This is a genomic window from Burkholderia sp. BCC0044 (genome assembly GCF_902832955.1).
Lineage (GTDB): Bacteria > Pseudomonadota > Gammaproteobacteria > Burkholderiales > Burkholderiaceae > Burkholderia.
The window spans coordinates 1,263,490-1,275,333 of sequence record NZ_CADFDO010000002.1; the positions used below are offsets into that span (position 1 = coordinate 1,263,490).

Here is an 11,844-nt window from a genome sequence, read left to right on the forward strand (position 1 = left end):
TATCGGAGGTTGCCATGAGCCGGATTCTGATCGATCTGTCGGATGGCCAACTCGACGAGTTGGCCGCCATCGTCGAGACTCAACACCGTCCCCGCGCCGCCATCATTCGCGACGCGATCGACGCCTACATTGCCCTGAACAAGCACCGGCTTGCCGACGACGTCTTCGGTCTCTGGAAAGATCGCACGATCGACGGGCTCGCCTATCAAGAGGAATTGCGCTCGGAATGGTAAAAGCCCTTTTCGACACCAACATCCTGATCGATTATCTGGGCGGCGTGGAATCCGCCCGTGCGGAGCTCGGCCGCTACGACTATCGTGCAATCAGCATGATCTCGTGGATGGAAGTCCTCGTCGGCACGTCCACTAATGACGAGGCACCCATTCGTGCATGGCTCTCGTCGTTCGATGTCATCGCACTCGACAGCACGGTTGCGAATCGCGCCGTGACGATTCGCAAGGACCGCCGCATACGCCTGCCCGACGCGATCGTGTGGGCATCGGCGCAAGTGAACGGTCTGCTGCTCGTATCGCGCAACACGAAGGACTTTCCCGCCTCCGAACCCGGCGTTCGCGTGCCGTATCAGATCTAAGCCGGCGTACGCGAGCGCATACGCCTTCCCAGCACATCCCCCCGACCCGCGCTGATGCCAAGCGGGCGCCACCCACGTCAACGTCCTCCGCCCCGCCCCCGCCAATCAAGGGCCGGAAGCAGATAGAAAATCCCGATGCCCCGGATTGAAACAAGCAATTTCACAAGCTCAGGGTGAACCCGGATACTGGCAACACTCCACTCACCACTGACGAAAAGGAATTGTCCAGATGCCGATCATCAACACCCAAATCAAGCCGTTCAAGGCAACCGCTTACCACAACGGCGAATTCGTGCCCGTCTCGGAAGAGAACTTCAAGGGCAAGTGGTCCGTCGTCGTGTTCTACCCGGCCGACTTCACGTTCGTCTGCCCGACCGAACTGGGCGACCTCGCCGACCGTTACGCGGAATTCCAGAAGCTGGGTGTCGAAATCTACGGCGTGTCGACCGACACGCACTTCACGCACAAGGCATGGCACGACACGTCGGACACGATCGCCAAGATCAAGTACCCGCTGGTCGGCGACCCGACGCTCACGCTGTCGCGCAACTTCGACGTGCTGATCGAGGAAGAAGGGATGGCGCTGCGCGGCACGTTCGTGATCAACCCGGAAGGCGAGATCAAGCTGTGCGAAATCCACGATAACGGCATCGGCCGCGACGCAGGCGAACTGCTGCGCAAGGTGCAGGCCGCGCAATACATCGCCGCGCATCCGGGTGAAGTGTGCCCGGCCAAGTGGACGCCGGGTGCGGAAACGCTGACCCCGTCGCTCGACCTGATCGGCAAGATCTAAGGTCGCCGCGCGCCTCACAGGGGGCGCGCGACAAGCATCGCCACGGGCCGCCTCGCGCGGCCCGCGCCCTCCTCCGGCACGACGTGCCCGACCAGAATGATCAATACGGAATCCGAAACGCCATGCTCGACGCCAATCTCAAGAACCAACTCAAAGCGTACCTCGAAAAAATCACGCGCCCGATCGAACTCGTCGCCTCGCTCGACGACAGCGCGAAATCGCAGGAACTGCTGGCGCTGCTGACCGAGATTGCGTCGCTGACGGATCGCGTGACCGTAACCGAACGCCGCGACGACGCCGAGCGCAAGCCGTCGTTCTCGATCGGCGAGCCCGGCAAGCCGGCCGGCATCCGTTTCGCCGGCATCCCGATGGGCCATGAATTCACGTCGCTCGTGCTCGCGCTGCTGCAGACGGGCGGCCATCCGATCAAGCTCGACGACGACGTGATCGAACAGATCCGCGCGCTCGACGGCGACTACGCATTCGAAACGTATTTCTCGCTGTCGTGCCAGAACTGCCCGGAAGTCGTGCAGGCGCTGAACGTGATGTCGCTGATCAACCCGCGCATCCGCCACGTCGCGATCGACGGTGCGCTGTTCCAAAACGAAGTCGAATCGCGCCAGATCATGGCCGTGCCGACGATGTTCCTGAACGGCGAATCGTTCGGCCAGGGCCGCAGCAGCGTGAAGGAAATCCTCGCGAAGCTCGATACGGGTGCCGGCGAACGCGCGGCGAAGTCGCTCGAAAACAAGCCGGTGTTCGACACGCTGATCGTCGGCGGCGGCCCGGCAGGCGCGGCCGCCGCCATCTACTCGGCACGCAAGGGCATCGCGACCGGTGTGGTCGCCGAGCGTTTCGGCGGCCAGGTGCTGGACACGATGGCGATCGAGAACTTCGTGTCGGTGCAGGAAACCGAAGGGCCGAAGTTCGCGACCGCACTCGAACAGCACGTGAAGCAGTACGACGTCGACATCATGGACGTGCAGCGCGCCGACGCGCTGATTCCGGGCGACGTGCACCAGATCCGCCTCGCGAACGGCGCGGTGCTGAAGGCGAAGACGATCGTCCTCGCGACCGGCGCGCGCTGGCGCGAAATCAACGTGCCGGGCGAGCGCGAATACCGCAACCGCGGGGTCGCGTATTGCCCGCACTGCGACGGCCCGCTGTTCAAGGGCAAGCGCGTCGCGGTGGTCGGCGGCGGCAACTCGGGCGTCGAAGCCGCAATCGACCTCGCCGGCATCGTGAAGGAAGTCACGCTGATCGAATTCGGCGCGCAACTGCGTGCGGACGAAGTGCTGCAGCGCAAGCTGCGCAGCCTGCCGAACGTGACGATCGTCACGCAGGCGCAGACGACCGAACTGACCGGCGACGGCAGCAAGCTGAACGGGCTCGTCTACAAGGACCTGCGCTCGGGCGACACGCAGCGCATCGATCTCGAGGGCGTATTCGTGCAGATCGGCCTCGTGCCGAACACCGAATGGCTGAAGGGCACGGTCGAACTGTCGAAGCACGGCGAGATCGTCGTCGATGCGCGCGGCGCGACGTCGGTGCCGGGCGTGTTCGCGGCCGGCGACGTGACGACGGTGCCGTTCAAGCAGATCGTGATCGCGGTCGGCGAAGGCGCGAAGGCGTCGCTGGGCGCGTTCGATCACCTGATCCGGCAGGACGTGGCGCCGGTCGCAACCGCTCGGCCGCAGGCCGAAGAAGCGGTCGCCGCCTGACGGACGTCAGCCCGCCGACATCGAAGTTTGTCTCTCTTGGCCCCGCATGCTTTGGTCGGCGTGCGGGGCCCTTTTTATGCCGAACGCGTTGGCGGTTACTTGGTCGCGGTCGCGCCGCCATCCGCTGGCGCCGTCGACTTGAAACTGCTCGACTGCCTGACCAGTTGCTCGGTCATCGCGGCGGCCACCGGATTCGCGCCGGACGACGAACCGCCCTGTCGGTACGAACCGGTGCTCGCCGGCATTGAAGATACCGATGACATCGACGGCGGCGGCAACGACGGGTCGAGCTTCGCCGATTCCCTGACGAGCGCGGCCGTCTCCGGCGTTTCGGATTTCGTCGCGGCTGGCGGCGCGGCAGCGGCGTGGCGTTCGAGGCCGTCGCGCTTGCGCGGCGCGCGTTGCGTGACCTGTGCGCGTTGCGTGACCTGCGCGGGCGCAGCCGACTGAGCGGGTTGGACCGATTGAGCGGGTTGAACGGCCGCAGTCTGGGCCGGGACCGGGGCCGGTGGGGTCGAATCGTCCGGGTTCACCGTCACGACATTGACCTTCGGCGGCGGTGCGGCCGGCTTCGTCACCGGTTGCGGCTTGTCGCTGACGACCGGAACCGGCGCAGGCGCGGCGTCGACGCGCGCGGTTGCGGCCGGTGCCGGCGTTGGTGCAGTTGGTGCGGGAGGCGGCGCAGCAGCCGCCTGCTTCGGCGCTATCGCGGCGGCCGGTGCCGGCGGCGCGATCGCGCCCTGCACCGCGTGATCGTTGCCTGCGGGCGCCGCGGCGACAGGCGCGGCCGAATCGCCAATGCCGGCGTCTTCGATCGCACGGTGGTCCGCGCGCAGAAGCATCACGTACGCGGTGCCGGCCGCGGCTACCAGCAGCCCGCCGGCGATCATCATGGTTTTACGGGTACTCGTCATGCTTGCTCACCGACATATCGATGTGAACAAGCCATCATACGCGGCCAATACGCGTTGATCTCGCACGAATACATTTGGTTGCATTGTTGACGGCGCACGGCCGTCGGCGCCTTGCCGCACTATCGTCAGACGAGAAAAAACGCCCACCGCCTTCCGTCAGAGGCAGAAGATCGCGACCGCGATCCCGCCGAACAGCAGCCACTTGACGATGTAGTACACCGTGCGATTCCACGCCTTCAAGCGCTTGCCGGCGCGGCGAATCGCATAGAGATACCTGAACGCGCGATTGAGCCCGCCCGTACGATCGCCGGTTTCGTTCGGCGACGCAGCCGCGCGCATCAGCAGTTGCCCGACCGCATCGTTGACGCGCTGCGCCCAGCGATATTTCATCGGGCGGTCGATGTCGCAGAACAGGATCACGCGATCGCGCGCGGTGCGGTTTTCGGCCCAGTGCAGATACGTCTCGTCGAACATCACCGCCTCGCCGTCGCGCCACGCATACGATTCGCCGTCGACGACGATCCGGCACGCATCGTCGTTCGGCGTATCGAGCCCGAGGTGGTAGCGCAGCGAACCCGCATACGGATCGCGATGCAGCCCGAGCTTCCCGCCCGGCGGCAACTGCGCGAACATCGCCGCCTTGATCGACGGAATCCGCGACAGGATCTCGACCGAGCGCGGACACAACGCCTGCGCGGACGGATGCGGCGCGTCGTACCACTTCAGGTAGAAACGCTTCCAGCCGTGGCGAAAGAACGAGTTGAAGCCGATGTCGTTGTACTCGCCCGACGCCTTGATCCGCCTCGCGTCGCGCAACGCGAGCGCTTCGCGGCGGAACGTGCGCCATTCGCGCTGCAGCACCGCGAGTTCCGGAAAGTGCCGCGTATCGAGAAACGGCGTGGTCGGCACCGACGAGAACGCGTACGAAAAGCAGTTCAGCGGTGCGGTAAAGGTCGAGTGGTCGGATAGTTGCCTGAACAACCGGTGCCGAACCTTGCCGCGCCGATGCGTGTACACGACACACGCAATGAACACGATCAACAGGACCCAGCGCATCGATATTTCCCCCGTAGCTCCTTTGAAGAAATTCTAGAGACGGGGAAAATTTCCTGCATCGACGCGCAGGTCGTGCGGCGTGCGTCGTCACGACGCGGCGAGACGATGGATCGCGCCACGCCGAAATGCAGAAAAGCCCGTGTATACGGGCTTTTCCGGGCAATTCGAGCACGCGTGCGGCATGCCGCCGACACACGCGCCGGCAGCGATTATTCCGGAAACGGCAAATCAGTTTGCCCGTCTGCGCGCATGCCGAACGTGTTGAGCGTCATCGCGACGAGCGCGTAATAGCCGAGCAACGCGACGAGGTTCACCACGGTCTCGTGGCCGAAGCGCGCCTGCGCACGTGCGAACGTCGCATCGCTCACGCGACGCGTGTCGTACAGCTCGGTGGCGAACGCATGGATCAGCGCGTCGTCGTCCGATTCGAATGCGGGCGCGACGCCCAGCCGGATCGCGTCGGCCGTCGCGGCCGGCACGCCGGCCTCGAGCGCGATCGGATGATGGATGTGCCACTCGGCCTGCGAGCGCCAGCGCGCGGCCGTCACGAGAATCGCGAGCTCCGATAGGCGCAGCGGCAGCCCCGTGCGATAGCGGCAGAACGCGCCGAGCTTCTGAGCGTGCTGGGCCAGCTCGGGGCTCGCGATCCAGCCGAGGAACGGCCCGTTGAGGTTGCCGCGCGGGCCGCTGAGGATATCGGCGAGCACGGCCTTCTGTTCGTCGGTGGCCGACGCGGGATCGAAAGGAGGCAGTCTGTCTGTCATGGCAAGGACTCGGTGAGGTCGGGGTTCATGCGCCGGCCGATGCGAGCGCCGCGCCGATCGCGCCGGACAGCCGCTCGACGATCGTGTCGATCTGCTGCGCGGTGCACACGAACGGTGGAGCAACGAGGATGTGATCGCCGTGCACGCCGTCGATCGTGCCACCCATCGGATACACCATCAAGCCGCGCTGCATCGCTTCGCGCTTGACCGCCGCGTGCAGCTTCAGCGCGGGATCGAACGTCGCCTTGGTGTCGCGATCGCGCACGAGTTCGACGCCGACGAACAGCCCGCGGCCGCGCACGTCGCCGACATGCGGATGCGCGCCGTAATGTTCGCGCAACGACGCACGCAACTGCTCGCCGCGCGCCTTCACGTTGTCGAGCAGCTTGTCTTCCGCAATCACGCGCTGCACTTCGAGCGCGGCCGCGCAAGCGGTCGCGTGGCCGAGGTACGTGTGCCCGTGCTGGAAGAAGCCGGAGCCGTCGACGATCGTGCGATAGATGCGGTCGCTCACCAGCGTCGCACCGATCGGCTGATAGCCCGCGCCGAGCCCCTTCGCGATCGTCAGCAGATCGGGCGCGACGCCGTCTTCGTTGCACGCATACAGGTAACCCGTGCGCCCCATCCCCGACATGATCTCGTCGAGAATCAACAGCACGCCGTACTTGTCGCACACCGCGCGAATCTTCTTCAGGTACGTGCGCACCGGCGGCACCGCGCCGGCCGTCGCGCCCACCACCGTTTCCGCGACGAACGCCGCGACGTTTTCCGCGCCGAGTTCGACGATCTTCTGCTCGAGTTCGTCGGCCAGGCGCTGCGCGTACGCTTCGTCGGTTTCGCCCGCCTGCTGGTCTCGGTACGCATAGCACGGGCTCACGTGGTGCGCTTCGATCAGCAGCGGCAGGAACGGCTCGCGCCGCCATGCGTTGCCGCCGATCGCGAGCGCGCCGAGCGTGTTGCCGTGATAGCTCTGGCGCCGGGCGATGAAATGACGGCGCTGCGGCTCGCCTTTCTCGACGAAGTACTGGCGCGCGAGCTTCAGCGCGGCCTCGATCGCCTCGGAGCCGCCCGACACGAAATACATGTGATCGAGCCCGGCCGGCGCGGCGTCGACGAGCCGGTCGGCCAGCGCCTCGGCCACTTCCGTGGTGAAGAACGACGTATGCGCGTAAGGCAGTTGCTGCGCCTGCCGCTTGATCGCGTCGATCACGCGCTGGTTGCTGTGGCCGAGACACGATACGGCCGCGCCGCCGCACGCGTCGATATAGCGTTTGCCGGTCGAATCGATGATCTCGATGCCGTCGCCAGCGACGGCAACGGGCAAGGTGGCGCGCGGGGCGCGATGGAAAACGGTCGTCATGCGTTGCCTCAAGGATCAGGACGCGCTGGGCGCGTGCGCGGACGGCACGATGCGCGTCGCGAAGCGCTGCGTGCCGTGTTGATGGACGGTGAAATCGATCGCGGTGTCATGAATCTCGAACACCGCGGTTGCGAGCGTGTTCTCGTCGTCGGGATCGGCCGGATCGTCGCGGTAGATCGGCAGCCCTTCCGGCGCGCGATCGCCGAGCACGCGCAGCAGCGCGGCTGCGTCGACCGTGTCGATGCCGGGCGTCAACGCATCGACGCGGCGCTGGCGGTCGGAGGACGACTGCGTGACGATCTGCGCTTCCGCGTCGCAACCGGCATGCACGAGATGATTCGCGTGCCCGCTGACGTGCGCGACGTCGACGACCGAACAGCGCGCGACGCTCGCCTCGATGCTCAGCACGCGCGCGTCGTCGGTCGCACCGATCGTGTGATGAAAGCCGCTCGCGCGCGGATGCGATCGCAGCACGTCGGCCGCCGCGTCGAGCGACGTCGCATCGAGCACGGCGCGCGCAAGAATCATGCGCGGCACGCCCGGCGCCGGCGTGCGGATCCGCAGGTTGTTGATCGCCTGCGCGATGCCCGCGCGGTTCACGGCAAACGTATGACCCGGCAGCGAGCCCGGATAGTAGAAACTGATGAAGCCCGGCTTGCCCGTCGGCTGCACGTCGACGAGCAGGCAGCGTTCGCGCAGGTACGGATCGCCGTCCTCGTTGTGCGCGATCCAGCGCGTGCCGTTCGCCTCGCGCGCGGCAAGCGTCGTGCAGCCGTCCGGCGAGTTGTGGATCAGCTCGCCGCGGCAATTCCACAGGAAGATGTCATCAGCGTGCCAATCGACGCCCGCCGCGATCCCGTCCAGTTCCGCGACGAGATCGGGGTACGCGGCGAGCGCGGCCTGCCGCAGCGCGTCGACGAATGGATCGCCGCGCCAGCGGCGCACGGCCTGCCATGCGCTGCTCTGCTGCATGTACGCGTCGAATATCGGGCGGGCAAGCTCGCCGAGGCGCACGCCGATGTCGAACGGCGTGCCGGCGATGACGGGAGAAAGGGAGAGCGGCATGTCGGCGGGTTCGGTTCCGTTCAGGACACGTGTTTCAGGAATTCCTTCAGGCGCGGCGTCGGCGGCCGGTCGATCAGGTCGACCGGATGGCCGTCCTCGGCGATGCCGCCCTGATCCATGAACAGCAGCCGCGTGCCGACCCGCTTCGCGAAGCCGATCTCGTGCGTGACGACGATCATCGTCATCCCTTCGGTCGCGAGATCCTGCATCACTTTCAGCACTTCGTGGCGCAATTCCGGATCGAGCGCCGACGTCGGCTCGTCGAACAGCATCAGCCGCGGCCGGATCGCGAGCGCACGCGCGATCGCGACGCGCTGCTGCTGGCCGCCCGACAGTTCCGACGGGTAATGATTCGCGCGCGATTCGAGGCCGACCTTGTCGAGCAGCGCCATCGCCTGGTCGCGCGCGTCGGCGCGCGACGCGCCGCGCACCTGCATCGGCCCGAACATCACGTTCTCGAGCGCGGTCATTTGCGGGAACAGGTTGAACTGCTGGAACACCATGCCGGCTTCGAGCCGGATGTTGCGGATCGTCGTCGCGTTGCCGCGCACGCTCTGGCCGTCGACCAGCAGCTCGCCGCCGGTGATTTTCTCGAGCGCGTTGATACAGCGCAGCATCGTCGATTTGCCCGAGCCCGACGGGCCGACCACGACGACTACCTCGCCCGCGTCGATCTTCAGGTCGATGTTCTTCAGCACCGGCACGTGGCCGAAGCTCTTCGACACGTTCTGGAACTCGATCATGCTCATAAGGTGCTCCTAGAAACGCCGCAATCTGTGGCAAAGCGGAAAGAAGCGTTGTTGACAGATAGCATTCCAACGGTAGAGTGACAAGCATGATCCTCGTCTACCGCTACCGGGTAAAGTCGCTCAACAGACTGCTTAACAAGCAGAGTCGCGCGGTGAACTATGTCTGGAATTTTTGCAATGACACGCAGAAGCACGCGCTCAAGTGGCGCAAGAAGTGGCCGACGGGATTCGATTTGAACGTACTGACGACGGGGAGCAGCAAGGAACTCGGTATTCACTCCGGCACGGTCAACGCCACGTGCGAGCAATACGCGAAGTCGCGCAGTCAGCATCGGCGACCTTACCTGCGCTATCGCGGCAGGAAATCGCTTGGTTGGGTGCCGCTGAAAGGCCGAGACCTGAAGCGCGAAGGCGACGCATTTCGTTTCGCCGGCAATACCTTTCGCGTATTCAACAGTCGACCGCTTCCCGAAGGCAAGATCAAGGACGGGACCAACTTTGCGCAGGATGCTCGCGGCAATTGGTTTCTCAACGTCGTGATCGAGATGCCCGATGTTCAGGCCCGCCCGACCCGTTCCGGTGTCGGCATCGATCTCGGCCTGAAAGACTTCGCCACACTTTCGACCGGCGAGAAGCTGCCGAATGACCAGTTTGGCCGGCGCGCGGCTGAAAGGCTGGCGAAGGCGCAGCGTGCGCGCAAGCACAAGCGGCATATCGCGAAGTTGCACGCCAAGATCGCCAATGCCCGTGCCGATTTTCAACACAAGGTCGCGCTCGATCTGGTGCGGCGCTTCGATTACATCGCGGTCGGCAACGTGTCGGCCGCAAAACTCGCCAAAACCAGGATAGCGAAGAGCGTCTACGACGCATCCTGGTCGTCCTTCCGCAACAAGCTCCGTTACAAGGCGATCGCGCACGGAGCCACGTTCGAGGAAGTCGACGAAAGCGGTTCCACCCAGTCCTGTTCGGCGTGCGGGTCGAAAGACAGCACGACGCGGCCGAAAGGTATCGCGGGACTGCGAATAAGAGAGTGGGCCTGCAGTGATTGTGGTGTCGAGCATGATCGCGATATCAACGCTGCGTTGAACATTCTCCGATGCGGACGTGCATCGCCAGTCGTGGGAATTGCCCCTCTCGAGGGAGGCAAGGACGTCAAAAGATTTTCATCCGCTTTTCGACGATCCGAAGCGTCAGCGTCATCGCGCCGGTCAGTATCAGGTAGATGACGGCCACCGCACTCCAGATCTCGACCGCCTGGAAATTGCCCGCGATGATTTCCTGCCCCTTGCGCGTCAGCTCGCCGACGCCGATCACGATGAACAGCGACGTGTCCTTCAGGCTCACGATGCACTGGTTGCCGAGCGGCGGAATCAGCCGCCGGAACGCCAGCGGCCCGACGATCTTCAGCAGCACGCGCGGCATCGACAGCCCCATCGCGAGCCCAGCTTCCGTCAGCCCCTTCGGGATCGACAGCAGCGCGCCGCGCACCACTTCCGCGAGATACGCACCGGAATTCACCGTGATCGCGATAATCGCGGCCGTCAGGCCGTCGATGCGGATATGCGCGAGCAGCGGCAGCGCGAAATACAGGAACATCACCTGCACGACGATCGGCGTGCCGCGAATCAACTCAATATAGACCTGTGCGAGCACGTTCATCGCCTTCGGTCCGTATGCGCGGAACATGCCCGCGATCATCCCGACGATGAAGCCGCCCACCAGCCCCAGTAATGCGATGAACACCGTCAACCGGACCCCGTCCATCAAGTCCGGCAACGCCGCCCAGATCGCCGACCAATCGAAATTCACTTGTCGCTCCCCGTTCGATTCAAGACCGGCGCGGCCGCCCGGCCGCGCCATCGCGCATGATCACGCTCACATCTTCGGCGGCTCGGCGCCGAACCACTTCTTGTAGATCTGCGCGTAGCGGCCGTCGGCCTTGATCTTCACGAGCGACGCATTGACCTTCGGCACGAGCGCGCTGCCCTTCGGGAAGCCGATCCCGTACTTGTCGCCGCTGACCGGCTGGCCCGCGACCTGCACCTTGCCCTTGCCTTCGTTGTTCACGAAGAACAGCACGTTCGGCGTGTCGTGCATCGCCGCGTCGACGCGGCCGGCCTCGAGCGCGAGGTACGCCTGGTCGATGTTCGGGAACTGGCGGACTTCCTTCGGCTTCAGGTGCGCCTTGATCCAGTCGATCGTCGCGGTGCCCGTCTTCGCGGCGATCACCTTGCCGTTCAGGTCGTCGATCGACTTGATCGACGTATTGCCGGCCTGCACCATCGCGGCGAGCCCGCTGTCGTAGTACGGCGCGGAGAAGTCGATCGCCTTCTTGCGCTCTTCCTTGATCGTCATCCCGGACAGCGCGACGTCGATGTTCTGCGTTTGCAGCGCCGGGATCAGGCCCGCGAAATCCATCGGCTGGATCGTGTATTTCCAGCCCTGGTCCTTCGCGATCTCGGCCCACAGGTCGAGATCGAAGCCGACGTACTTGTCGCCCTGCTTGAACTCGAACGGCATGAACGACGTATCGGTCCCGACGACGAGCGTCTTGGTGTCCGCGTGCGCGAGGCTGGCGCCGAGCGCGGCAGCAACCGCGACGGCTTTCAGGAAGGAACGGCGACTCATGGCATTTCTCCGCATGGTTGAGCGATGTAACCGGCCTGCTGGCCGGGGAACGACGACATCAAGCCGCACCGCAACATGCGATGTCGAATTAAACAATAGTGCAACAAGTGTTGTCAATGGCGATACTACGACAACAAAAAAGTCCGCAACAAATAAATGCGTCGAGGCAAACCCGGGCGGCGCGGGAAGGATAGATCGGAGG

General features: G+C 64.8%; 12 protein-coding genes and 1 pseudogene. 5 read left to right on the plus strand and 8 right to left on the minus strand.

The features are described 5' to 3' along the window. Nucleotides 1-14 precede the first annotated feature (14 nt). From HWX14_RS14100 to ahpF, 4 genes are all read left to right on the plus strand, one after another. Nucleotides 15-233, plus strand: a complete 219-nt coding sequence (locus HWX14_RS14100) for a ribbon-helix-helix protein, CopG family (protein WP_175883273.1) — start codon at nucleotides 15-17, stop codon at nucleotides 231-233. Further along, nucleotides 227-592, plus strand: coding sequence for a type II toxin-antitoxin system VapC family toxin (locus HWX14_RS14105; protein ID WP_175883274.1), 366 nt, complete (start codon nucleotides 227-229; stop codon nucleotides 590-592). Before HWX14_RS14100 ends, HWX14_RS14105 begins: the two co-directional genes overlap by 7 nt. Before the next feature lie 229 nt (nucleotides 593-821). Continuing rightward, nucleotides 822-1,385, plus strand: coding sequence for an alkyl hydroperoxide reductase subunit C (gene ahpC, locus HWX14_RS14110; protein ID WP_011547973.1), 564 nt, complete (start codon nucleotides 822-824; stop codon nucleotides 1,383-1,385). 122 nt (nucleotides 1,386-1,507) lie between these two features. Then, nucleotides 1,508-3,106 (plus strand): alkyl hydroperoxide reductase subunit F, encoded by a 1,599-nt coding sequence (gene ahpF / locus HWX14_RS14115; RefSeq protein ID WP_175883275.1) that lies wholly within the window; start codon nucleotides 1,508-1,510, stop codon nucleotides 3,104-3,106. 95 nt (nucleotides 3,107-3,201) lie between these two features. Here ahpF and HWX14_RS14120 read toward each other — a convergent pair whose 3' ends face one another. The 6 genes from HWX14_RS14120 to glnQ form a co-directional block, all read right to left on the minus strand. Next, entirely contained in the window at nucleotides 3,202-4,020 is an 819-nt protein-coding gene (locus HWX14_RS14120; protein WP_175883276.1) for an extensin, read from the minus strand. Between the two features lie 156 nt (nucleotides 4,021-4,176). Continuing rightward, a complete protein-coding gene (gene lpxO / locus HWX14_RS14125) occupies nucleotides 4,177-5,076 on the minus strand; it encodes a lipid A hydroxylase LpxO (protein ID WP_175883277.1) in 900 nt (299 codons plus the stop codon). Between the two features lie 209 nt (nucleotides 5,077-5,285). Further along, a complete protein-coding gene (locus HWX14_RS14130) occupies nucleotides 5,286-5,840 on the minus strand; it encodes a carboxymuconolactone decarboxylase family protein (protein ID WP_006486233.1) in 555 nt (184 codons plus the stop codon). A 25-nt stretch (nucleotides 5,841-5,865) separates the two neighbouring features. Further along, nucleotides 5,866-7,200, minus strand: coding sequence for an aspartate aminotransferase family protein (locus tag HWX14_RS14135; RefSeq protein ID WP_175883278.1), 1,335 nt, complete (start codon nucleotides 7,198-7,200; stop codon nucleotides 5,866-5,868). A gap of 15 nt (nucleotides 7,201-7,215) precedes the next feature. Then, nucleotides 7,216-8,265, minus strand: coding sequence for a C45 family peptidase (locus tag HWX14_RS14140; RefSeq protein WP_175883279.1), 1,050 nt, complete (start codon nucleotides 8,263-8,265; stop codon nucleotides 7,216-7,218). A gap of 20 nt (nucleotides 8,266-8,285) precedes the next feature. Beyond that, entirely contained in the window at nucleotides 8,286-9,014 is a 729-nt protein-coding gene (gene glnQ / locus HWX14_RS14145) for a glutamine ABC transporter ATP-binding protein GlnQ (RefSeq protein ID WP_011547980.1), read from the minus strand. A gap of 86 nt (nucleotides 9,015-9,100) precedes the next feature. Between glnQ and HWX14_RS14150 the strand changes: the two are divergent. Next, nucleotides 9,101-10,150: pseudogene (locus HWX14_RS14150) on the plus strand (transposase); the annotation flags it as partial. A gap of 16 nt (nucleotides 10,151-10,166) precedes the next feature. Here HWX14_RS14150 and glnP read toward each other — a convergent pair. Together glnP and glnH are read right to left on the minus strand one after the other, a co-directional pair. Then, nucleotides 10,167-10,874 (minus strand): glutamine ABC transporter permease GlnP, encoded by a 708-nt coding sequence (gene glnP, locus HWX14_RS14155; RefSeq protein ID WP_175883280.1) that lies wholly within the window; start codon nucleotides 10,872-10,874, stop codon nucleotides 10,167-10,169. Nucleotides 10,875-10,889: 15 nt separating this feature from the next. Further along, complete coding sequence (gene glnH / locus HWX14_RS14160; RefSeq protein WP_012338385.1) at nucleotides 10,890-11,642, minus strand: glutamine ABC transporter substrate-binding protein GlnH; 753 nt, start codon at nucleotides 11,640-11,642, stop codon at nucleotides 10,890-10,892. Nucleotides 11,643-11,844: the final 202 nt, after the last annotated feature.

Excerpts from the sequence above, each read along its gene's own strand:
- glnP (WP_175883280.1), bottom strand. The coding sequence starts at position 10,874 with ATGGCGCGGCCGGGCGGCCGCGCCGGTCTTGAATCGAACGGGGAGCGA.
- lpxO (WP_175883277.1), bottom strand. The coding sequence starts at position 5,076 with ATGCGCTGGGTCCTGTTGATCGTGTTCATTGCGTGTGTCGTGTACACG.
- glnH (WP_012338385.1), bottom strand. The coding sequence starts at position 11,642 with ATGAGTCGCCGTTCCTTCCTGAAAGCCGTCGCGGTTGCTGCCGCGCTC.
- HWX14_RS14130 (WP_006486233.1), bottom strand. The coding sequence starts at position 5,840 with ATGACAGACAGACTGCCTCCTTTCGATCCCGCGTCGGCCACCGACGAA.
- HWX14_RS14100 (WP_175883273.1), top strand. The coding sequence starts at position 15 with ATGAGCCGGATTCTGATCGATCTGTCGGATGGCCAACTCGACGAGTTG.
- HWX14_RS14135 (WP_175883278.1), bottom strand. The coding sequence starts at position 7,200 with ATGACGACCGTTTTCCATCGCGCCCCGCGCGCCACCTTGCCCGTTGCC.
- HWX14_RS14140 (WP_175883279.1), bottom strand. The coding sequence starts at position 8,265 with ATGCCGCTCTCCCTTTCTCCCGTCATCGCCGGCACGCCGTTCGACATC.
- ahpC (WP_011547973.1), top strand. The coding sequence starts at position 822 with ATGCCGATCATCAACACCCAAATCAAGCCGTTCAAGGCAACCGCTTAC.
- HWX14_RS14105 (WP_175883274.1), top strand. The coding sequence starts at position 227 with ATGGTAAAAGCCCTTTTCGACACCAACATCCTGATCGATTATCTGGGC.
- ahpF (WP_175883275.1), top strand. The coding sequence starts at position 1,508 with ATGCTCGACGCCAATCTCAAGAACCAACTCAAAGCGTACCTCGAAAAA.
- HWX14_RS14120 (WP_175883276.1), bottom strand. The coding sequence starts at position 4,020 with ATGACGAGTACCCGTAAAACCATGATGATCGCCGGCGGGCTGCTGGTA.
- glnQ (WP_011547980.1), bottom strand. The coding sequence starts at position 9,014 with ATGAGCATGATCGAGTTCCAGAACGTGTCGAAGAGCTTCGGCCACGTG.